Annotated in this window: 22 protein-coding genes; all 22 read right to left on the reverse strand. The window is 49.1% G+C overall.

From position 1 onward, the window contains the following. Positions 1 to 39: 39 nt before the first annotated feature. Entirely contained in the window at positions 40 to 2010 is a 1971-nt protein-coding gene (locus tag LRP57_RS03805; RefSeq protein WP_231205192.1) for a primosomal protein N', read from the reverse strand. A gap of 186 nt (positions 2011 to 2196) precedes the next feature. Beyond that, on the reverse strand, positions 2197 to 2742 hold the full coding sequence (locus tag LRP57_RS03810; RefSeq protein ID WP_231205246.1) for a vitamin K epoxide reductase family protein: 546 nt from the start codon (positions 2740 to 2742) through the stop codon (positions 2197 to 2199). A gap of 170 nt (positions 2743 to 2912) precedes the next feature. Beyond that, on the reverse strand, positions 2913 to 4109 hold the full coding sequence (metK, locus tag LRP57_RS03815) for a methionine adenosyltransferase (protein WP_231205193.1): 1197 nt from the start codon (positions 4107 to 4109) through the stop codon (positions 2913 to 2915). Beyond that, positions 4106 to 5347 carry a bifunctional phosphopantothenoylcysteine decarboxylase/phosphopantothenate--cysteine ligase CoaBC gene (coaBC, locus tag LRP57_RS03820; RefSeq protein ID WP_231205194.1) on the reverse strand — a complete coding sequence of 414 codons (1242 nt, stop codon included), beginning with the start codon at positions 5345 to 5347 and terminating at the stop codon, positions 4106 to 4108. Before coaBC ends, metK begins: the two co-directional genes overlap by 4 nt. 17 nt (positions 5348 to 5364) lie before the next feature. Further along, positions 5365 to 5631 (reverse strand): DNA-directed RNA polymerase subunit omega, encoded by a 267-nt coding sequence (gene rpoZ / locus LRP57_RS03825; protein WP_231205195.1) that lies wholly within the window; start codon positions 5629 to 5631, stop codon positions 5365 to 5367. A gap of 64 nt (positions 5632 to 5695) precedes the next feature. Beyond that, the gene (gene gmk / locus LRP57_RS03830) at positions 5696 to 6253 is read right to left on the reverse strand and encodes a guanylate kinase (RefSeq protein WP_231205196.1); all 558 of its coding nucleotides are present in this window, start codon (positions 6251 to 6253) and stop codon (positions 5696 to 5698) included. Between the two features lie 28 nt (positions 6254 to 6281). After that, positions 6282 to 6596, reverse strand: a complete 315-nt coding sequence (gene mihF / locus LRP57_RS03835) for an integration host factor, actinobacterial type (protein WP_231205197.1) — start codon at positions 6594 to 6596, stop codon at positions 6282 to 6284. Between the two features lie 99 nt (positions 6597 to 6695). Then, a complete protein-coding gene (pyrF, locus tag LRP57_RS03840) occupies positions 6696 to 7538 on the reverse strand; it encodes an orotidine-5'-phosphate decarboxylase (protein ID WP_231205198.1) in 843 nt (280 codons plus the stop codon). A gap of 5 nt (positions 7539 to 7543) precedes the next feature. Then, on the reverse strand, positions 7544 to 10837 hold the full coding sequence (gene carB / locus LRP57_RS03845) for a carbamoyl-phosphate synthase large subunit (protein WP_231205199.1): 3294 nt from the start codon (positions 10835 to 10837) through the stop codon (positions 7544 to 7546). 2 nt (positions 10838 to 10839) lie between these two features. After that, positions 10840 to 12048: a glutamine-hydrolyzing carbamoyl-phosphate synthase small subunit gene (carA, locus tag LRP57_RS03850; RefSeq protein WP_231205200.1), complete on the reverse strand. Its 1209-nt coding sequence runs from the start codon at positions 12046 to 12048 to the stop codon at positions 10840 to 10842. After that, positions 12045 to 13367, reverse strand: coding sequence for a dihydroorotase (locus LRP57_RS03855; protein WP_231205201.1), 1323 nt, complete (start codon positions 13365 to 13367; stop codon positions 12045 to 12047). The genes carA and LRP57_RS03855 overlap by 4 nt, the downstream gene beginning before the upstream one ends. Then, positions 13360 to 14364, reverse strand: a complete 1005-nt coding sequence (locus LRP57_RS03860) for an aspartate carbamoyltransferase catalytic subunit (RefSeq protein ID WP_231205202.1) — start codon at positions 14362 to 14364, stop codon at positions 13360 to 13362. The genes LRP57_RS03855 and LRP57_RS03860 overlap by 8 nt, the downstream gene beginning before the upstream one ends. Positions 14365 to 14367: 3 nt before the next feature. Next, entirely contained in the window at positions 14368 to 14922 is a 555-nt protein-coding gene (gene pyrR, locus LRP57_RS03865; protein WP_231205203.1) for a bifunctional pyr operon transcriptional regulator/uracil phosphoribosyltransferase PyrR, read from the reverse strand. Between the two features lie 272 nt (positions 14923 to 15194). Further along, positions 15195 to 15860 (reverse strand): transcription antitermination factor NusB, encoded by a 666-nt coding sequence (gene nusB / locus LRP57_RS03870; protein ID WP_231205204.1) that lies wholly within the window; start codon positions 15858 to 15860, stop codon positions 15195 to 15197. After that, complete coding sequence (efp, locus tag LRP57_RS03875) at positions 15860 to 16423, reverse strand: elongation factor P (protein WP_231205205.1); 564 nt, start codon at positions 16421 to 16423, stop codon at positions 15860 to 15862. Before efp ends, nusB begins: the two co-directional genes overlap by 1 nt. Before the next feature lie 27 nt (positions 16424 to 16450). Beyond that, positions 16451 to 16990 (reverse strand): shikimate kinase, encoded by a 540-nt coding sequence (locus LRP57_RS03880; RefSeq protein ID WP_231205206.1) that lies wholly within the window; start codon positions 16988 to 16990, stop codon positions 16451 to 16453. Next, positions 16983 to 18569, reverse strand: a complete 1587-nt coding sequence (gene aroB, locus LRP57_RS03885; RefSeq protein ID WP_231205207.1) for a 3-dehydroquinate synthase — start codon at positions 18567 to 18569, stop codon at positions 16983 to 16985. Before aroB ends, LRP57_RS03880 begins: the two co-directional genes overlap by 8 nt. After that, entirely contained in the window at positions 18569 to 19792 is a 1224-nt protein-coding gene (gene aroC, locus LRP57_RS03890; protein ID WP_231205208.1) for a chorismate synthase, read from the reverse strand. Before aroC ends, aroB begins: the two co-directional genes overlap by 1 nt. An 83-nt stretch (positions 19793 to 19875) precedes the next feature. Continuing rightward, on the reverse strand, positions 19876 to 20649 hold the full coding sequence (gene hisF, locus LRP57_RS03895) for an imidazole glycerol phosphate synthase subunit HisF (RefSeq protein ID WP_231205209.1): 774 nt from the start codon (positions 20647 to 20649) through the stop codon (positions 19876 to 19878). Positions 20650 to 20829: 180 nt separating this feature from the next. Further along, positions 20830 to 21813, reverse strand: coding sequence for an FKBP-type peptidyl-prolyl cis-trans isomerase (locus LRP57_RS03900; RefSeq protein WP_231205210.1), 984 nt, complete (start codon positions 21811 to 21813; stop codon positions 20830 to 20832). After that, positions 21810 to 23198 (reverse strand): Pup--protein ligase, encoded by a 1389-nt coding sequence (gene pafA, locus LRP57_RS03905; protein WP_231205211.1) that lies wholly within the window; start codon positions 23196 to 23198, stop codon positions 21810 to 21812. The genes LRP57_RS03900 and pafA overlap by 4 nt, the downstream gene beginning before the upstream one ends. A 1-nt stretch (position 23199) precedes the next feature. Beyond that, the gene (locus tag LRP57_RS03910) at positions 23200 to 23379 is read right to left on the reverse strand and encodes a ubiquitin-like protein Pup (protein ID WP_231205212.1); all 180 of its coding nucleotides are present in this window, start codon (positions 23377 to 23379) and stop codon (positions 23200 to 23202) included. Positions 23380 to 23458: the final 79 nt, after the last annotated feature.

Below are 23458 nucleotides of genomic sequence, written 5' to 3' on the forward strand. Positions count from 1 at the left end.
ACGTATTTTCCATGTCGAAACTGAGGAAAGAAAATACTTTTAGAATAACTCCGGTGGATTCACGGTGATTTTCACTAAAGGCAAGTGCCGTGAAGAACGCATTTGTTGAAGGGTTTTTAATGTATGTAATCCGTCAGAAGTTGTTTCTTTAGGCCACCGCACGAGGGTACGAACCGTTGCATGCTGTTCTGCTTTGCGAGGGGGACGGGAAACTGTTCCAAGAATCTCCCCCCCACATGCATCTGCCATGGCGTACACATCTGCGGCCTGCCCATCCAGTGCGACAACTGTGGCAGCCGGGAAGTATCCTAGGGCTTCACGTTCATCAAGTAACCTGTCGGCAAAATCAACGAAATCCCAGCGGATAAGATTTTGTGCAAATGAAGGTTCAAGCCCCCCAGTAATCAACGCAGGTGCCCCTGCCCGAGCAAGCACAAGCGCAGATGTCCACCGGCGGATAGCTTCTTCTGGCGCCCATAGTTCTGGACGTCCAGCAACAGCTGGCGCGTCAAGTATAAGAACAGCGGCATAGCCATTTTCTGCTTCTGGTTCGCATCCTGGTGTGGACACAACAATCCGCGGGGTGGAGTCAATGTGCCGACTGATTTCACGCTCTGCTGATGAGACAGTGAGCGGAAAACCTGTAAAAGCACGTCCAAGTTCCTCAGCGGTACGTTCTGAGCCAATACGCACAGCACGCAGCTTCCTGCTCTGACAGTAACGGCAATGCCAGATTTCTTCGCCTCGCCCACACCACGTACATGCAGGTGAACCTGAGGCGTTATATTCCACGGGCCCTGAACAGGCCAGGCAACGGGCTGGCTGACGACAATGCGCACACGCAGTGATCGGAATATACCCACTAAAAGGCGTGTGTATAAGTACTGGACCTTGCTGTAGTCCCTCATGTATTAAACGCATTGCTGCAGGTGGTAAACGATGTTTTCCTGCGGGTCCTTCACGTTCAATCTCTTTTTCATCTTGTACGCGAATAATCGCAGTGGTGCGACGACGTAACTGTAAATCAGCAACAATGTCACGCGCCCATCCTGAACGCACAAGGGCTTGCGCACGTAAAGAGCGCGTCCACGAAGCACAGATCAAAGCGATGTTTTCCATGTGGCTGCGAGTAACAGCAACTTCTAAGGCATCTGTTCGCGGAGCACGGATTTCACGTAAAAGATCATTTCCATCATCCCATACAATAATTGCTCCAAGATTTTTCATTGGAGTCCATACTGCTGAACGAGTTCCGATAACAATTCGTATATGCCCTAAAAGGCTTTCACAGTAGATACGCTGTCGGTCTGCTGCGTGGCTTTGTGATGTCAGTAATCCAATTGATTCTGGTATGTATTCTGATATACGATCACGCAGTTTTTGAGCCAGCGTGCCTGTTGGAACTATGAGAATAATTGATCGCCGCGAAGCCAAGGTTGCCTGAATTAACGATATGAGCTGACGATCACGATGCCCTGGCACGCACGTCCACACAGCACGCGGTGAATGTCCCGAAGCTAAATGCTGTATCAGTGCCGCTCCCCCAGCATAGCCTTCCCATATGCCAACGTCAGGTGTATTTATTGTGGAAAAAACAGGAGGCTTTTGACGAAGTACTGCTTTTTCGGCCCTTACATGGCGATTCGGTATTGCCAAACTGAGTGTTTGCGACAAAGTGGCAACGTGTTTATCAGCAATAACACGAGCTGATCGGTGCAGTGATTCTGTCAGAATTGGCAGATATGAGGTCACTTCCTCAAGTGCTTGAATAGTTGATGATTGAGGGATACCTCGCATACGCTGAACAATCCATCCGGCCCTTTTCTTTCCGGCCAGGAATACCCTCACAGCCTTACCTTCGAGCGCATCTTCAACAAGGTCTGGTGGCACGCTGTATTCCAGCGGATAATCGAGGTGAGGCACATCAATATCAACGATGACGTGAGCAAGCTCTTGTTCTTCAACCGGTGGAGGCTCCATACCGGGAAGGGCTACCTGTGATGTCATCATGGTATCCATTGGACCACATACCACCTACATCTGCGTCCCAAGGCGACGGGCCGCAGGTGTCACATACAAACGAAAATACTCGTTCTCCACTTTCATACGAACACATACGTGCAAGAAGCACGGCACATACCAATACGGGTGACCCATATACGTGAACACTAAAAACTCACGCCCTATGCTGACACCTCACATCAATAGGTAAACCCCATAACGGGCAAAAACCATAGCTGCCAAGATGAAAAGGAATAATCCTGTTACAGCCCAATCCATACCCATATGCACCATGCGACGAATAAAGTCAGGAACTGGCACGATACCTTGACGAATGTTAATACGTGTTAGTCCTGCCCATACGAGTGTCGTTGTCACTGTGATAAGTAAACACCATGGACATAAGACATGAAGAACAAAATATGACTGACTAAAAAGCCACAGAGCAAAGAACAAACCCACTGAGTAGAGGGCTTCAACGCATAGCATGTACCAACGCGGAAAACGGACACCTGCGATCAGAGCGACAGACACCGCAAGAACAACTGTTTCAAAAAGAATACCTAAGAAGGCATTAGGGAAACCCAGCAAAGTAGCTTGCCAAGACTGCGCAACCGCAGAACATGATAAAACCGCTGAAATATCGCAACTAAAGCGCGTAGAAGAATCTTGCGCAAGCTGCCATGCCTCAATAGAAAGCACAAAAGAGGCAAACAAACCCACGATGCCAGAGACAGCCATTTCAGTAGCTGTACGACGAATCCACCTACGACCTTCCAAGCTATGAACAAGGTCTAGCGACGATGGAGCGTGGTCTGAATCAGTTTTTCCTTCTGCTAGAGGGTCGCTATCTGTCAAAGATGCCTTATTCGTATCACTCATATGAGAATTTCCCTCACGGCTGTTCATACTTACACGCCACATTCTGCCTGTAAAGCGTCCACACGATTCACCTGTTCCCATGGGAAGATATCTCGTCCAAAATGTCCATATGCCGAGGTCATCCGATAAATGGGGCGTAGCAAGTCAAGTTCAGCAATCATCGCTGCCGGACGCAAATCGAAAACACGTTCAATGGCTTGAGTGATCCGCTCATCGCTTACAAGACCTGTTCCAAAGGTATCCACATACAAACCAACGGGACGGGCACGACCAATTGCATATGCCACTTGAATTTCGCAACGCGCAGCCAATCCAGCTGCAACAATATTTTTTGCTACCCATCGAGCCGCATACGCAGCAGAACGATCAACTTTCGATGGATCTTTACCAGAGAAAGCTCCTCCACCGTGACGGGCCATTCCACCGTAGGTGTCAACGATGATTTTCCGTCCGGTTAATCCGGCATCCCCTGCTGGGCCACCAATAACAAAACGCCCTGATGGATTCACTAAAATCTTCATATCTGCCGTGTCAAGCTTCAGTCCACTTTGCTCAAGCACAGGGTCAATAACATGACGTTTCACTACTTCATGCACATGTTTTTGTGTCAAATTTTCATCATGCTGAGTGGATACAACAATCGTTTCAACACTCACTGGCTGATGATTTTCGTATCCCAACGTCACTTGTGTTTTACCATCTGGCCGTAAGCCTTCAACTTCACCACTGTGGCGCACATCAGCGAGTCGTTGCGCTAAACGATGTGCTAACCAAATGGGTGCAGGCATCAGATCCGGCGTGTCTTGGCAGGCGTAGCCGAACATGAGTCCTTGATCGCCAGCCCCTTGTTTATCGTAGAGTTCTTCACTGCCCTCATCGCGTTCTTCAAGGGCATGGTTAACGCCTCCAGCAATATCTAAACTTTGCTGCCCGATAGATATTGACACCCCGCAGGAGGAACCATCGAAGCCTACTTTTGATGAGGTGTATCCGATACGACAGATTTCATCTCGTACTATCTGCGGTATTTCCACATAGCTTTCTGTGGTTACTTCACCAGCAACATGTATGAGTCCTGTTGTTGCCATTGTTTCAACCGCAACACGGGCAGCCGGATCTGAGGTAAGTAAAGCGTCGAGGATTGCATCAGAAATACGATCACAGACTTTATCTGGATGTCCTTCAGTCACAGATTCTGATGTAAAAAGCTGTCGTCGATAAGTCACTGATCTATCGTACCCAGCATGGGTATCATATGCGTAAGAATGTCACGTGCTACGCAGATCTTTTCTCCGCGAAAATGCGCTACTTCATTTCCTTCCCCGTTCATGAGATATACCTCATTGGGAACGTCACCAAATCCATGCCCCTCGCCTACACGGTTTACTGCAATAAAGTCAGCACCTTTACGTCGTGCTTTTTCAATGCCGTAGCGCCGAACGGTAGCCGCTGACCCTGTTTCCGCTGCAAAACCGATAACAAGTGAAGGACGATCAGGATGTGCGCATACGGTGGCTAATATGTCTGTCGTGCGTTCCAATGCGAGTACTGGCGCTTCATCCGTGTGAGGATCTTTTTTTATTTTTACAGATTGAGTATTTTGTGGTCGAAAATCCGCAACAGCAGCAGTCATGATGAGGGCATCAGCTGTATGGATGTGGGCGAAAACTTCACGTTCCATATCTGCAGCCGTTGATGTTGCGATCAGTGTGAGCGCCTTACCTGTCGGTAAAAGATCAGGGGCAACATGAGAGGCAATGAGTGTGACTTGTGCTCCCATATCTAATGCTGCTTGTGCGAAGGCACAACCTTGACGTCCTGTGGAAATATTGCCGATGTAGCGCACTGGATCAATGGGTTCACGTGTTCCCCCTGCGGTGATCACAATATGTCGCCCCTGTAGAGGCTGTTCAGATCGGCGTCTATCACTCTCGGTTTTTTGCAGGAGGGAGAATGCTTTTTCCGCGATTATATGAGGATCCGCCAGTCGTCCTTTACCGTAGTCACCTGATCCGAGAGGCCCTTCCTCTGGTTCGCATATGTGAATACCACGTTGTTGCAGGGTCGCTATATTGTCTTGAGTGGCTGGATGAGTCCACATGGCGGTGTGCATCGCAGGGGCCAGGAGCACAGGAGATGAGGATGCAAGAACTGTTGTTGTCAGCAGATCATCAGCTTGACCAAGCCGAATACGGGCAATGAGATCAGCTGTTGCAGGTGCGATGACGATAAGATCTGCACGTCGCGCAAGTTCCACATGATCGGCGTCGCCGGTATCAAATACACCCGTATGTACAGGATTTTGGCTCAGGGAACTCCAGGTCGCTTCACCGACAAATTTCAACGAAGCCGGTGTCGGGACCACATGTACGGTATGTCCCGCACGGGTAAATTCACGCAGAATATACGCGGCTTTATACGCAGCTATGCCCGCACCAACACCGAGGATAATGGTAGCGGACATAGTGGCAACACCTTGTGTCAGGAATGTGATTGCACGTCGAGAGCTAATAAGCCCTCATTAATTTCCCGTAGGGCGATTGCCAGAGGCTTTTCGTGAGGATCACTTTCAACAACCGGTCCAACGAACTGGATCATATTCTGTTCCAGTTGTTGATTGTAGGAATTGATTTGACGCGCACGTCGAGCGGCAAAAATCACGAGCGCATACTTTGAATCAACATGTTCAAGTAAATCGTCAATTGGCGGAGAAGTAATCCCCTGTGGTTGCGCAACAATTCCAGACATTTAGCCCCTCCTAGGTGTGAGTGTTCCCGACTTGCGGGGAACATAAAAGTCACGGGTGTTGATTTTACTCTAGCCCCATCAAGTGAGCCAGTTCTAATACCGCTGTGTCAATGTCGTCATTGGTCACAGTTACATCGAATTCATCTTGCGCAGCCATTTCCACACGAGCAGTTTGTAAACGTCGCGCTTGTTCTTGGGGATTTTCCGTTCCGCGTCCAATTAAACGACGTTCCAATTCTTCCCATGAGGGCGGGGCAAGGAACACGCATAAAGCATCCGGTTGACTACGGCGCACCTGACGCGCACCATCAAGATCTATTTCTAAAAGCACACAGCGACCTTGACGTAAAGCTTCTTCTACAGGAGCTCGTAAGGTGCCATATTTATGATGCCCGTGAACAATCGCGTATTCCAGCATTCCACCAGAATCAATGAGGGCATCAAATTCTTCTTCAGAGATGAAATGATAGTGAACACCATCTATTTCATCGGGGCGAGGAGGGCGTGTTGTCGCAGAAACGGTGAGAACGACCTGTGGATAACGGTCGAGAAGAGCACGTGTCACTGTCCCCTTCCCGACCGCTGTTGGACCTGCGAGGACGATAAGTTGCGAAGAAGCCATATCCCCATCATCCCACGACTTATGGGCTTCAGCCGAAACGAGCAATAAGAGCTTCTCGTTGTACAGACCCTAATCCACGGACACGACGCGAAGGGGCGATGCCTACTTCCGTCATGATTTGTGCAGCCGTATTCACACCCACACGAGGCAGCGACTCAAGGAGTGTTACCACTTTCATTTTTGCGAGTGCTTCATCAGTCTGAGCTAAATCAAGCACCTCAGAAAAAGTCATGTGACGACTTTTTAGCGCAATTTTTACCTCTGCTCGACGTCGACGTGCAGCGGTTGCCTTTACGAGCGCTTCAGCCCGCTGTTGCGGAGTCAAGTCTGGTAGGGCAGCCATAAGATCCTCCTAAATGTTGCCTAGGTTCTTATGACAGACAGCATGCCACTAAGAGACTAGTTTTGTGTAATAAATAGATGAAAATTCGCTGATTTTTACTTAAAGACTCAAAGAAGATCGAGTTTTTTCATAGGCCTCGCACAGAGCCTCTTTTGAGGGACCTGCACTCAACACAGCGCGAGATGTTGAAATTAAAACGCGATCAATCATCTTGCCAAAAACCGCCCTGACCTCAGCTGATCCAGCTCCTTGAGCGCCCACCCCTGGAGCAAGAAAAATCCCAGAAAAATCTGAAGAATTAACTAAAAACTGCCGTAAAGCTGAGCCCACGGTTGCACCAACAACAACACCAAAAGGACCACTGTGATTAAATTCATAGTCCATATTCTTGCGTGAAACTTCTGACATCACTTTCGCAGCTACTGATTCTCCACCCTCATCCCTACAATGCTGAATAGACATACCCTCAGGATTCGATGTCAAACCCAAAACAAAAACACCTCGACCACTTTGACCAGCCATTTCTAAAGCAGGCATCAAAGCCCCCACCCCCACATAGGGCGATAAAGTCACTGCATCACCGGCCAGCGCAGAATCATCAGACAAAAACGCGCGAGCATAGCCCATCATTGTTGAGCCGATATCACCCCGCTTCGCATCCACGATACATAAAGTACCTGTAGCGCGACAGGCTGCAATCACCTCTTCTAAAGCCGCCACACCAGCACTGCCATACTCCTCAAAAAAAGCGACCTGCGGTTTCACAGCAGCAACGTGACCTCCTAAAGCATCAATGAGTCGAAGTCCAAAATCACGAACCCCCTGAGCTGAGCACGACAGCCCCCAATCACGCAGCAAAGCCGGATGCGGGTCAATACCCACACACACTGGACCATACAGGCCCATTGCTTCATATAACCGATCACCAAAAGAAATACCCATACCCATCACGCTTTCCTACGAATCTCATCCCATTCCTGCAGCGAACGCACCTGATACGAACCCCGAGTACGCGCCTCCATTGCTTGAACAGCAGCATGGAAAGCCTGAACCGTCGTAATAACTATCTTGTTATTAGCACTTGCAGCCGTCCGTATTCGGTAGCCATCATGACGATGCGACGAAGTCTGAGGAGTATTCACAATAATGTCGAATTCACCTCGTGAAATAAGGTCCACCACCGTCGGTTCCCCATCAGGTCCAGCTCCCTCCGATGACTTACGAACAACCTGAGCTGCAATACCATTACGACGTAAAACCGAAGCCGTTCCCTGAGTAGCTGCAATGGTGAAACCCAATTCCTGCATACGCAAAGCAGGGAAAACCATTGCTCGTTTATCGGAATCAGCAATCGACAAAAACACTTTCCCACCCGTCGGGAAATCAGTAATCGCAGCTGACTGAGATTTCGCGAAAGCAACAGGGAAATTCCAATCAATTCCCATCACCTCACCCGTCGAACGCATCTCAGGTCCCAAAAGAGTATCCACAACAGAACCATCAGCACGACGGAAACGACGAAATGGCATGACTGCTGCTTTAACAGAAATTGACGTATCCTCACGTAAATACCGTGCATCCTCGAGCGGCAACACACCGGCCTGACGCAAAGACGCGATACTTTCACCCACCTGAATAAGCGCCGCAGCTTGAGCCAAAGGCACACCCGTCGCCTTAGAAGCAAACGGTACTGTACGTGAGGCACGCGGATTTGCCTCAATGACATACAAAGTATCGGATACCAAGGCAAACTGAATATTCAACAAACCACGCACACCCACGCCTCGCGCAATCTGCTCCGTCGAATGTGTGATTCGTTGAATCTCACGTTCAGAAAGAGTCATCGGCGGCAATACGCACGATGAATCACCCGAATGAATCCCGGCCTCTTCAATATGCTCCATAACGGCCCCCATAAAAAGGTCCGTCCCATCGAAAAGAGCATCCACATCAATTTCAATTGCAGCATCAAGGAAACGGTCAATCAACAAAGGACCACGTTCCAAAAGAGTCGGCATATCAGGACGATCAAGATACGTTCGCAACGCAGCAACGTCATTGATGATCTCCATGCCACGCCCACCCAAAACAAAACTTGGGCGCACGAGCACCGGATACCCCACACGCTCAGCTACAGCTAATACCTGCTCAGGTGTATGCGCCACATCATGAGCAGGAGCAGGACAATCTGTCGCAGCCAAAACCTGACCGAAAGCCTCACGATCTTCAGCTAAAGCAATAGATGCCGGACTTGTCCCTAAAATCGGCACACCCGCAGCCTCTAAATCTTCCGCCAAAGACAAAGGTGTTTGCCCACCTAACTGCACAATCACACCACGTACCGGGCCTGCCACACACTCAGCTCGATATACCTCAAGAACATCTTCAAGAGTCAAAGGCTCAAAATACAAACGATCTGAAATATCGTAATCCGTTGACACAGTCTCTGGATTACAGTTCACCATAATCGTGTCAAAACGTTCCCGCAAAGCCATCGTCGCATGGACACAGGAATAATCAAATTCAATTCCTTGACCAATACGATTAGGTCCTGCACCTAAAATAATGACCGCTTCACGCTCACGCGAAACTACCTCATTTTCCTCATCATAAGAAGAATAATGATAAGGAGTACGGGCTTGGAATTGACCGGCGCACGTATCTACTGTCTTGTAGACGGGATGAATACCAAAAGCTGTGCGAATCTCACGAACAGTTGCCTGCGACAAACCTCGAAGCTCAGCAATCTGCACATCAGAGAAACCATGCCTTTTGGCCTCAAAAAGCACATCAGGTGAAAGAGCCTTTGCCTGACGTATTCGAGTCGCCACTTCGTCAAGAAGAACCATTTGGTCAAGAAACCACGGATCAATCTTCGTTGCCTCATAGAGTTCTTCAATAGAGGCACCACCACGAATAGCTTGCTGTATCTGAACAAGACGTCCCTCGGTAGGAATCGCACACGAACGCACCAATTCAGCAGTATGCTCGGGAGTCGGTACCGGACCATTCCAATGGAATTGAACGCTTCCTTTATCAATGGAACGCAGTGCTTTTTGCAAAGCTTCCGTGTAGTTACGCCCAATCGCCATTGCCTCACCCACAGCTTTCATAGAAGTTGTCAGGGTCGGATCAGCGTCAGGGAATTTTTCAAATGTGAAGCGTGGAACCTTCACCACCACATAATCCAACGTCGGCTCAAAAGAAGCAGGCGTTGATTGCGTAATATCATTTGGAATTTCATCCAATGTGTAGCCCGTTGCCAGACGAGCAGCAATTTTTGCAATAGGGAAACCTGTCGCTTTTGAAGCCAAGGCTGAAGACCTAGAAACACGAGGATTCATTTCAATAACAATGATGCGACCGGTTTCTGGGTGCACAGCAAACTGAATATTACATCCACCCGTGTCAACCCCCACCTCACGAATCACCGCAATACCAATATCACGCAGACGCTGAAGTTCACGGTCCGTTAACGTCAAAGCCGGAGCCACAGTAATGGAATCACCCGTATGCACACCCACAGGATCCACATTCTCAATGGAACACACCACCACCACGTTATCGGCAGTATCACGCATAAGCTCCAGCTCATACTCTTTCCACCCGAGAATAGATTCCTCAAGAAGTACCTCAGTGGTCAAAGAATCAGCTAAACCTTGACCAGCAATACGTTCAAGATCTTGCGGAGTATAAGCAAAACCGGATCCTTGACCTCCCATAGTAAAAGAAGGACGAACCACCAGTGGGTAGCCTAATTCAGCAGCAGCCTGATGACACTCCTCCATCGAATGTGCAATAAATGAACGCGCTACCTCGGCCCCACATCGCTCCACAATGTCACGGAAAATATCACGATCTTCACCAGCGCGAATTGCCTCAATAGAAGCACCGATCAACTCCACATTGTATTTTTCTAAAACCCCAGCCTCAGCTAAAGCAATCGCCGCATTCAAAGCGGTTTGCCCACCAAGGGTAGGCAAGAGCGCATCAGGCCGTTCTTTTTCAATAATCGCTGTCAGTACTTCTGTATTAATAGGTTCAACATATGTTGCATCAGCCATACTGGGATCAGTCATGATTGTCGCCGGATTTGAATTTAACAAGACGACACGCAAGCCTTCTTCCTTAAGGACACGACATGCTTGTGTTCCTGAATAGTCAAATTCACATGCCTGACCGATAACGATAGGACCTGAGCCAATGACGAGAACCGAATGGATGTCAGTTCGACGGGGCATGATTAGCCTTTCTTGTGGTCACGCATCATAGCGATAAAACGATCAAAAAGGTGCTCACCATCATGTGGGCCTGCGGCCGCTTCTGGATGGTATTGCACAGAAAAAGCAGGGCGTTCAAGAGTGCGAATCCCCTCAACGACACCATCATTAAGACACACATGTGTGACTTCAACATCTCCATATCGTCCCCCATCGAAAGGAGCACGTGAAGGAGCATTACTTGGCGCATCCACCGCAAAACCATGATTTTGCGCAGTTATTTCAACACGGCCGGTAGCCAATTCTTTCACAGGCTGATTGACACCACGATGCCCAAAAGTCAATTTATATGTGCCATATCCTAAGGCACGCCCAAAAAGCTGGTGTCCAAAGCAGATACCGAAAAATGGGATTTGTTCATCAAGGACGTTACGTAAAAGTTCAATTTCATGTTCTGCTGAGGATGGGTCACCCGGACCATTTGAGAAGAACACTCCATCAGGATTCAACGCAAGGAGCTGAGCAAAAGTAATAGTGTGTGGGACAACAAGGACACGCGCTCCCCTATTTGCGAAATGCTCCGGTGTACGTGACTTGATTCCAAGGTCAACAGCAACAATTGTGGCGACAGGTTCGCAGCCCTCATATTGTCCTGACGGTTCATATATGTAGGTATCGTGTGTAGAAACTTCACTTGCCAGCTCTGCACCTGCCATATGTGGTTGTTCAACAACAATACGGACTAGGGCTTCTTTTGCTTGCTCACTCATATGGTCAGCACCTGCAGGCAGCGCGTTACCGGAAAAAATACCGGCCTTCATTGCCCCATGAGAGCGGATATGACGTGTGATGGCACGGGTATCGACTCCGCTAATACCGACAATATGATGCGCGATAAGTTCTTCTTCAAGGCTGCGTTGTGCTCGCCAATTTGAAGGATGTCGAGCAGGATCACGGACAACAAAGCCAGCAACCCATACGCGCTGTGATTCAGGGTCCTCATCATTGACACCTGTATTTCCAATATGAGGCGCTGTCATGACAACGATTTGTCGGTGATATGAAGGGTCTGTCAAAGTTTCTTGATATCCCGTCATACCCGTGGAAAAAACAAGTTCACCGAGTGTGCGCCCACGGCTTCCCCATGCTTTCCCCTGGTAAATAGTTCCGTCTTCAAGAACTAGGAGGGCAGGATCTGTTTCGTCAGAAATGAAGTGAGTAAAAGTTTTCATCGGCTTTCTTTCTCAAGGGGAACACCGAGAGCAACAGTCGGTTGACCAGCGTAGAAGGTATAGAGGACTTGTCCTGGTAATTCTGCTCCCACGAATGGACTATTCGATGAGCGTGTCCATTGACTATGCGGGTCAACAACACGACGAATACTAGGATCAAGTAATGTCACATGAGCAGGTGCCCCAACATTTAAGCCCTGCCCTTGAGTATGCACACGGCCAATCCGCGCAGGAGTTATGGACATGACACGTGCCACGTCAGCCCAAGTGAAACGTCCAGTCTCTACCATTGTGGCAATAACAACAGGGAGCGCTGTTTCTAAACCGGTCATACCGAAGGCACCTGCTTGCCATTCGCAATCTTTTGATTCCAGAGGATGCGGCGCATGGTCTGTTCCAATGGCATCAATCGTCCCATCAGCTAAGCCTTCACGCACTGCTTCCACATCTTCTGCAGAACGCAAAGGCGGGTTCACCTTGTACAAGGGGTCATAAGTGGTGGCACGTTCCTCTGTGAGAAAAAGATGATGCGGAGTTACTTCCGCGCTCACCTGAACCCCCATACGTTTTGCCCAGCGCACAATGTCTACTGACCCTGCAGTGGATAAATGGCATACATGCAATCGTGAACCCACATGTTTCGCTAGAAGAACATCGCGAGCAATAATGGCTTCTTCTGCGACAGCTGGCCATCCAGTAAGCCCGAGTTCTCCGGATAGAGGCGACTCATTCATTTGAGCACCGTCTGTGAGTTCAGGATCTTGCGCATGTTGAGCAACCACACCGTCAAAAGCTTTCACGTATTCAAGTGCGCGGCGCATGAGCACCGGATCAGATACACATTTGCCGTCATCGGAAAACATTCGAACGGCTGCTCGTGAACGAGCCATTGCTCCCATTGCGGAAAGACGTTTTCCTTCAAGCCCTACGGTGACTGCACCTACGGGACGTACATCTACCCATCCGGCTTTGCGTCCCAATTGCCATACTTGTTCAACAACTGATGCAGTATCAGCAACCGGTGTTGTATTTGCCATTGCGTGGACTGCTGTATATCCGCCGACAGCGGCAGCACGCGTACCGGTAAATACTGTTTCTGCGTCTTCTTGTCCTGGCTCACGCAGGTGAGTATGCAGATCAACGAGTCCAGGCAAAGCAATCAGACCATCTGCATCTATTATGTGAGGATCATTGGCCTGTTCACGGGCATCTTTACCGAGGGCGATAATAGTGCCTTCACGTATAAGCAGATCGCTGCGGCCGTGACCGGTGAGGTCTGCGGCAGTAATCAACGTATCGCGCGTGTGGGTGTTAGTCATGGGAGGCTCCTTCGGGGGCAAGCAGCAGGTAAAGAGCGGCCATGCGGATGCATACGCCATTAGATACTTGTTCAACAACAACGGAACGTGGGGAATCTGCTGCTTCTGCGCAGATTTCAAGGCCGCGATTCATAGGTCCCGGGTGCATGACAATGCAATGATCTGAAAGGGCTGCGAACCGTTGATGTGTCAGTCCGTAGGCTGAGTGGTATTCGCCAGGTGAAGGGAAGAATCCTCCACCTGCTCCGCTCATACGTTCTCGCTGGACACGAAGCATCATGATGGCATCCGGATTGGATGCGATCGCATGGTCAAGGTCGTAATCGATGTGGCAGTTCCAGTTTTCGCTGCCAACAGGAAGTAATGTCGGTGGCGCGACCAGTGTGACTTCGGCTCCGAGGAGGCTCAGTAAGTCAACGTTGGAACGTGCAACGCGCGAGTGTAAAACGTCGCCTACGATGACGACGCGAGCACCTGCAAGGTCGCTACCTTCAAGAATAGGGGCGCTTATTTCCTTGCCGGTGCCACCTGTGGTACGGCCTATGAAATGCCGCCGTAGTGTCATGGCATCTAATAGAGCTTGTGTGGGGTGTTGGTGTGTCCCATCCCCTGCGTTCAGTACGGGGAGGTTCATCCATCCGGCATGTGCTAAGCGGTGTGCTGCACCTGAGGATGGGTGGCGCACAATGACTGCATCTGCTCCCATTGCTTGTAGCGTGAGTGCTGTATCTTTTAAGGATTCGCCTTTAGATACTGAGGATCCTCTAGCGGAAAAGTTAATCACATCAGCGCTTAATCGTTTGGCAGCTGCCTCAAAAGATAGACGTGTACGTGTGGAGTCCTCAAAAAAGAGGTTAACTACTGTGCGCCCATGCAGTGTTGGTAGTTTCTTGACTTGGCGTGATTGTGTAGCTGCCATGTGTTCAGCGGTGTCCAGTATGAGTACTGCTTCACGGTAGTCAAGGTCACGAATAGAGATCAGATGTTTGAGGCCCACGGCTTAGCCTTTCTTTCCAAGAAGCACGGCATCGCGTCCGTCTTTTTCTTCTAAAAGTATCGTCACAGTTTCTAGGCGTGATGTGGGTAAGTTTTTTCCAACATAGTCTGGACGTATCGGTAATTCACGATGTCCGCGGTCAACAAGCACTGCAAGTTGCACGCTACTGGCTCGCCCAATTGTGCTGAGGGCATCAAGTGCAGCTTTAATTGTGCGTCCCGTGTATAGGACATCATCGACGAGGATGACTGTCCGACCTTCAATTCCTTCAGAGGGAACATGAGTGTTTTTTGGCGCGCGCAGTGGTTGATGTGCCAAATCATCGCGGTACATCGTCGTGTCGATAATTGCGAGGTCAATCGTTGTGTCAGTGATATGACCTAAAATGTCCACCAGACGTTCTGCCAAGTATGCGCCGCCTGTGGGAATACCGGCGATGACAAGATTACCCGTAGGATTCTTTTCAATAATTTCGTATGCGATACGCTTCAACGAGCGTCCAATGTCCTGTGATCCAAGGACTTCTTTATAGTGCGACTCAGCGTATGCGGTAGCCACAGTCCTCTCCTTTCCGCCTCTCTGGACGATCCTTAAAGGATTAACTTCCTTCCCACAATAGCAGTACGCGATACTCTTTCTTACCTTCATCACAGTTATGTGGATAAAACCAATGTTTTTTTACTGATTTTTCGCGGAAAATGCGCGTGTCATTCTTAGTATGCAATACGTCATATGTGAAGGAAGTAGGTGTTATGCCTCTGAATTTCCTCCAGTAAAAAGAATTCCCCGTTCTGTGAAAAGAACGGGGAAATGAATACGACGATCAGTTTTTAGTATTCGTCAAGGAGCTCATCAAGTTGAGCAAGATCAGCGGCAGTAATATCAGCCATTGTGAGGTATCGCTGCTCATTTTCGGCACTGTGTTCTTGCGACTCGCGCTTCTGTGTTTCGCTAGCGTGAAGCTCATCAACACGTTCAGAGTCATTGGATTCTTGCTCTGCATATGAGGAGAGCGAATCAGCAGAGGAGGTAACGCTGTTACGCTGCCATGCCGGAGATTCAAGATCTTTACGTATCGCATCCAAAACGGCATTAACGAAAGCTGGTGACGAATCTGTTGAAATTGAGGTGACAATCGACAAAGCCTCGTCAATGGCGATAATTGGTGATACATCCTGAGCTTGAGCCAGCATTTCCCACGTTGCCACTCGCATAGTTGCTAAATCAACAGCAGCTAAACGATACAGTCCCGGCGTTTTTGCATGTTTTTCAATGAGCTTATCAATCCGTGACAGATTATCGGCAACCCCTTGAATAATCTCAATGGAATATTCAGGAAGCGGCGTTAAAGCAGCAGTAATTACTTTACGTTCACGCAATAAGTCACGTAAAACTTCAGAGTTACGTCCCATGCCTCGTTGGTCTGCTTCAAAGACCACATCGACTGCACGTTTACGTGCCTTTGTGCGAGAAGTGAACTTATGTGCCCGTGACATCAGTCGTTCACACGGCCAGAGTACGAGCCGTCACGTGTATCAACTTTCACGCGCACGCCTTCCTCAAGGAAAAGTGGCACCTGAATTTCGTATCCGGTTTCCAAAGTCGCTGGCTTAGTTCCAGCGTTTGAACGATCACCTTGTAGGCCAGGCTCAGTGTGCGCAATTGTCAGGACAACCGTTGCGGGAAGCTCCACAAATAAAACAGTGCCATCGTGTTGGGACACAATAACATCTTGGTTTTCGACCATAAAGTTACGCGCATTTCCCACCACATCAGCAGGCACATTGATTTGCTCATATGTGGAGGTGTCCATGAAAACGTAGTCAGCACCATCTTGGTACAGGTAAGTCATATCACGACGATCAACTGTTGCCGTCTCAATCTTGATACCCGCATTGAATGTCTTGTCCACAGTTTTACCTGACATGACATTCTTAATCTTCGTGCGAACGAAAGCGGGCCCCTTACCCGGCTTCACGTGCTGAAATTCAACAACCTGCCACAGTTGACCATCAATCACCATGACCATGCCATTTTTAAGATCGTTTGTGGTTGCCACGAAAGTGCCTCACTCATTAGGGAAAAATTAACCGTCCAACATTTTACACGTATTCATCACGTCAAAAGCCACCTGTGTGATGGACTTCTTATTTGTATCTACACGGATAGCTCCAATGCGTTCACACGCACTCTGATGCGCACTCATCATCTGAGCTAACATTGCACGCGGAGCACCCAGACTTACAGGGCGCGGCACATTCATTCCCTCACGCACCGTAAGCGTTGAAATATCAACAGATAATTGCACAATATCAGTACCTGCGCGTTGAGCCCGATCAATAGATTCCACAATCGCAGGATCATGCACTTGAGAAGCACCTAAGGCGACAATCACGCCTTGTGTACTGATCGCATCCAAAGCAACACTTTGACGTACCTCATGCAAACGCTCATCGCCGGTAATAATGAGATCATGTATAGGCATATGTAGAACCTGACCTACACGTGTATCCACATCAATAAAAGTCACACCCGTATGCTGCGCAATATATTCACCAACAGCAGTTTTACCGCTACCAGGCACTCCCACGAAGATCAGACGAGCATAGGCTTTTTCCTCATACATGAATGAGTCCCACTTTACGGGCAGGTTCAGTAAGTTCTTCAGCGCTGACGCGGTACACGTGCGGATTACCTATCCCATCCAAAAGAACGAAACGGAGCTGACCAGAGCGTACTTTTTTATCATTAAGCATCACTGATAACACATCCGATAAAGAAGCGCCCTCATAGCAAACGGGTAGTCCGATAAGTGAAAATACGTGACGATGCAGGTCTACACTTTCACGGTCCAACACACTACGAGCACAAGCTAGCTCTGCGGCAAAAACACAGCCCACCGCCACGGCATACCCATGGCGCCACCGGTAATTTTCACAACGCTCAATTGCATGAGCCAGCGTGTGACCATAATTAAGGATTTCACGCATACCCAGCTCGTGTAAATCCTGCGAAACCACATCAGCTTTGACTCGTATAGAGCGTTCTACCAGCTCCATCAAAACCTCACTGTCATGCGACAGCATATCGGCACCATGTCGGACAATAAGATCCGTAATAACACCATCACGTATGAAACCGCATTTAGCTATCTCAGCTACACCAGAACGCATATCCTCCAACGGCAAAGTTGATAAGAAATCCATATCAACTATCACTCGTGTCGGCGTATGGAAAGAGCCGACAAGGTTTTTCCCCGCCTGCGTGTTAATACCCGTTTTCCCACCTACAGCAGCGTCCACCATTGCAAGCACAGTGGTAGGCACCTGAATGACATCAATTCCCCTCAGCCAGGTGGCGGCAACAAAACCTGCCATATCCGTGGTTGCTCCACCACCAACAGCAACAATTGCATCATGTCGACCTAAACGGATACGACCGGCCACATCCCATAGCTCGGTAACAACCTCAATATTTTTACCTGCTTCAGCATCCGGATGATCCGCACAATGAACCTGATACCCTAAAGCACGTAAACCCTCAGCTAAAACATGAGCTTGATGAAGCATTGAAGGCGCATGGATCAGTAAAATCTTCGTACACGTTGAACGTAAACCAGCGGCCACGTCACTGGCATCACTTCCACGCCCAATAATCACAGGATACGGTTTTTCCCCTCCCACATGAACAATGCGATGCGGGACCTGCACATGAGCATATAAACGCTCAGCAACCTCATCAGCAGGAGACGAATCAGAATATTCATGATACGTCGCTACTTGCGCATATAAGTCAGCACGTTCTTCACGTAAACGCCGCAAAGCCTCATCCGGATGATCTGCCAGCAAAGGCCGATGCGTTTTCCCTTGAGTGCGTCGCACAAGTTCATCATGATCTACGTCTAAGAAAACGACACTATGCCCACGCAACATATCACGCACAGCAGGATTGGTAACGGCTCCTCCTCCCAGCGAAATCACCGCATGAGAACGTAAAGCAGTCTCCACAGCCGCACATTCCATATCACGAAAAGCTGCTTCTCCTTGTGCAGCAAAAATTTCACGCACACTGCGCCCCTCACGTCTTTCAACGAGAAGATCAGTATCCACATGCGCGACACCAAGTTTTTTCGCCAGAATACGGCCCACTTTTGTTTTACCAGCGCCAGGTAAACCCACAAAAACAATAGGCAATGTCAGGAGCATTATGACCATCCTCCTAATCGAGTATTCACATGCTGCACATAAGCGTCTAAGTTACGTTTCATTTCATTGACCGACAGGCCACCAGCATGTTGGAATAACGCATCGGCAAGAACCAAAGCTACTTCAGCCTGCGAAATCACAGCAGCGGGAACGACATGGCATGTATCTGAACGCTGATGCAACGCTGTCGTAGCTTCTCCGCTTTCCACATCAACTGTGCGCAGCGCATGAGGAATCGTTGAAATTGGCTTAAAAGCAGCACGCACAATAATGGGCTGCCCATTGGAAGTGCCTCCTTCAATACCGCCCGCATGATTTGCTGTGCGACGCAGGCTCCCATCATTTTCACGGATCAGCTCATCTTGAGCAGCAGAACCAGGTAAAGCTGCTTGAGCAAAACCATCCCCAATTTCCACACCTTTAACAGATTGGATTGACATGAGCGCTGCCGCAATACGCGCATCCAAACGACGATCAGCGTGGACATGTGAACCTAATCCCAAAGGCACATGCCATGCAATTACTTCAACGACACCTCCAACAGTATCGCCAGTATCTTTCGCAGCTTGAATACGAGCAAGGAAACGTTTTTCTGTTTCCGCATCTAAAGTACGCACAGGTGAGTCATCTAAAGCTGAAACATCATCTGGGGTAGGTACGCGCTCTCTGGCAGCAAGTTCTTCACCAACAGAAACCACGTGGGAAACTAAACGAATACCTGCTACCTGTTCCAATAAGGCTTCAGCTAAAGCACCTAAAACGACACGTGCCGCAGTTTCACGAGCTGACGCGCGTTCAAGCACATTACGTATATCAGTGAGGTCATAAGACATTAATCCAGCCAGATCAGCATGTCCTGGACGGGGACGTGTGAGTTTCTTATTACGCGCAACCTCGCGTTCGTCTCCACTTCCCGCGTCAATGAGGAGAGCTTCAGGTGGGACAGGATCCGCAGACATCACTACTTCCCATTTAGGCCACTCTGAGTTAGCGATCTGGATTGCAACTGGGGCACCTGTGGTTTGCCCGTGACGGATACCGCTCAGAATTGTGACCTCGTCTTTTTCCCATTTTTGCCGAGGCCCACGTCCCGCGCCAAGACGACGACGAGCCAGCGCGTCACGGAAAGTTTCAGTGGTGACTTCCACTCCGGAAGGCATGCCTTCAATTGTTGCAAGTAAAACGGGGCCGTGTGATTCCCCTGCGGTCATCCATCTGAGCATGGTGTCAGTTTTTCATATCTGTCGGCAGTGTTCTGGGCGCGTCCGATCAGTAGGCACAGGAAAGACAAAAAGCTTTCTCGTGTTCATAAGCGAACGGGGAAATGTGCATTTTTTAGGGCTTGTTTCACCTCATGAATATGTAAAAGACCAAAATGGAAAACAGAGGCTGCAAGTACCGCATCTGCGCCAGCTGCTGCGGCCTGCACGAAATCTTCACACCGCCCCGCGCCTCCTGAAGCAATCACGGGAACGGACACATGTTCACGTATGGTACGCAGCATATCCACATCAAAACCTTCACGTACCCCATCAGCATCCATTGAGTTCAAAAGGATTTCACCAACACCGAGTTCACATGCACGTATCGTCCATTCAAGAGCATCAATTCCTGTTGAACGTCGCCCCCCATGCGTTGTCACCTCATAACCGGACTGCGTGCACACACCCTGCTGACAACGACGAGCATCTACTGAAAGAACAAGCACCTGATTACCGAAACGATCAGTCACACGAGCGATCAGGTCAGGGTCAGCCAGAGCAGCCGTATTCACGCTTACTTTATCTGCGCCGCGTTCAAGGAGGCGTGCCACGTCGTCAACGCTGCGTACTCCCCCACCTACGGTCAAAGGGACAAACACGTTTTCCGCAGTTGCAGACACGACCTCATACATTGTGGCGCGTCCTTGTACGGATGCGGATACGTCAAGAAAAGTTATTTCATCTGCGCCTTGCTCACTGTACAGTCGAGCGCGTTCAACAGGATCGCCTGCGTCTGTCAGATTCTCAAAATTCACGCCTTTGACGACGCGGCCAGCATCCACGTCTAAACATGGGATTACACGTACAGCAACTGTCATATGTGTGAGTCTAGTTGGGTTGGCACAGAAAAAAGAGAGCGTCCGGTTTGCGTCTTTCTTTCGTAACGGCAGCACGAAAGAAAAGCACGGAGATTTTTATGTTTATCCTATTTAAGTTCCCTGTGAGTTTCCTGCTGCCTATGGCCTGTCCTCAGATTGTCTCTAAGGATCAGAACGTGCCTACTCTGATTCCTCAGTATCATTTGCTGGTTCGGCTGCCAAAATATCGACAAGCACGCATAAAGTGTCGTCTCCGTAGGCTAAATCCGGAGGAATTGTGATTGCCACACGGGAACCTACACGTTGATCGACTAAAGCTTGACGGATCCCCGGCATTGCCTCACCTAATCGCAGCATACGCGGCACGCCGGTACTCCATGTAGCATCACGGACAATCCCATCTGTCCAGCCTGTCGCAATAAATTGCACAACTAAACGATCATCAAGTTGTACTTGCGGCCCGTAACCACGAATCAAAGGGTGTGCGGTTACATTATCTGGAGGGGTTTCTCCGTGACGAATAATCGGTCCTTCCGGTGCAATAGTTACATCCATCGGGCCTGTTGATACGTCAACGTTACTTCCTTGAGCAACTGTATAAAGAATGTCAATAACATCAATTTCAATGGGCGAAGCAGATTCCGCGCGTTCTTCTTCACTGAGGTAACGCACGTATAACAATCGCGTTCCTTCTGTTTTCCCTACTACCGCACGTAAGATTTCTTGATCGAAAACTTGAGTGCTTGCACGCCCCAAAGTTATTTGTGGCCGACCATGAGGTGACAAAATACTGCCATCACGACCATCAAATGCTGTGATCGACAATAAAACTGGTGATTCTTCCCTGATAACGCGTCCCATGCCGCGAGTAAGAACCTGACGTTTTGCTCCTGTGAGTGAAATAGTTTCATTCACTGTGAGGACCGGAGTAGCCCCCACGCGCCCTGATACTTCAATTCCATAAAAGCTGGTAGGTGATTTTTGTGTACTCTGCGCAGCATCATATGTTTTATGAGTAAATATGGGCAAGAGGCGCACAATCCCAAAAGTAACTGCGGCTGCTAATAGGAGCACACAGATAATACCGGCATACCACACGACACGTCGGTATGTGCTTTGTTCTTTCGCATGCCTGCCAACATTGGGGCTGTGTTGATTCATCATGCTGGTAAAACCGGTGTTGAATCAGTGATATCACGTATCAAAGCATCCACGCGCACGTCTTCGCATGCGAATGGGTCCTGCAAAGATAAGGGCTGCGCATTACCGTATTCTGGCCGTATATGTACCCAATCTGCTGCAAGATCCACATGCGCATCTTGAGCGGCACCAATGATTTTTCCACGCAGATACGCGCGTGTCGTCAGGGGCGGTGTACGGGTTGCTGATGTGACTTCTTCATCGGTGCTCAGGCGCTTCATTAACCCTGTTTTTTCCATTCGATCAGCCAAGCCGCTCGCAGTGATGTCATGATAGGACAGGTCTAGTCGGGCAATACGTGGATCCGAAAGTCGGCATCCTGTGCGTGACATATAGGCATCAATCAGCTTTTTCTTTATGACATGGTCCAGTTCAGTATCTACCTGAGTCCAATCATTTGTATCTAAAGCATGGATTGCACGATCCCACAGGTCCACAACATATACAAGTAACGATGTCATTTCTTCTACTGGGCATCGGCGCAGGACTCGTTCATATATTTCGCGTTGAATCTGTGCTGCCGTCATTGAACGCCCATCAGCGAGGTCAAGACGTACTTGCGTGTTATTCCCCGTATTGAGTTGCCGGATAGCACCCATAGGATCCGCCAAGGCGAGGTCCTCTAGGTGGATTCCTTCTTCAATGGCATCTAAGAGGAGCTGTGTCGCACCAATTTTTAACGCAGTTGTTGCTTCACAAACATTCGTGTCCCCCACGATGACATGCATACGACGGTATGACGTGGAATCTGCCAAAGGCTCATCGCGGGTATTAATGATAGGGCGTGAACGTGTTGTCGCAGAAGAAACAGCATCCCACATGTGCTCAGCTCGTTGTGATGTGCAATATACTGCGCCTGCCGGGGTGCGACGAATGTATCCTGATCCCACTAACGCTTGACGAGTAATAAAGAAAGCAACAAGAGCATCAGCGACTTGCCGGAAATCTCGCCTGCGGTGCAGCAAATAGTTTTCATGGCATCCGTAGGAATTTCCTTGTGAATCAACGTTATTACGGAACAGGTACATGCGTTCAGGGCGACCGTGTTCTTCTAATCTGTGGTCAGCTTGTGCGGCAAGATCAGTAAAAAGGCGGCTTCCAGCACGGTCTTGTGCAAGTAGATCGTCAAGGCGATCACATTCAGCAGTTGCGTATTCAGGGTGAGAACCCACGTCAAGGTACAGTCTGCCGCCATTACGTAAGAACAGGTTCGTTGAGCGGTACTGTTGGATAAGCGGAGTAAAAAGTTCACGCGCAGCCTCATCGGCATTTAATGAGGCAGGTGTTCCATCCAGTGTCGCAGCGGTAAGCCCGTACTCTGTTTCTATACCAAAGACGCGGCGTTTCACCTTACTGGCCACCTTTCTGAACGAATCCTTGAACGAATTGCGTGGCATTACTTTCAAGAACTAAATCAATTTCGTCCAGAAGGGCATCAATGGGTTGTACTGTTGCATTTACTTGTCCGTTGAGGATCTCCCCTTCGTCCTCATGCGAGGGGCCACCACCATGTGCGCGTAATTGTTCCACTGAATTATCTTCCTTCTCTTTGTTCTTTTCTGCTACTTTTCGTCAGTTTTTATTTGAGAGACTTTACCTTGCCTCTGAA

The organism is Schaalia sp. lx-260, assembly GCF_021083645.1.
In the GTDB taxonomy this organism is placed as follows: domain Bacteria; phylum Actinomycetota; class Actinomycetes; order Actinomycetales; family Actinomycetaceae; genus Pauljensenia.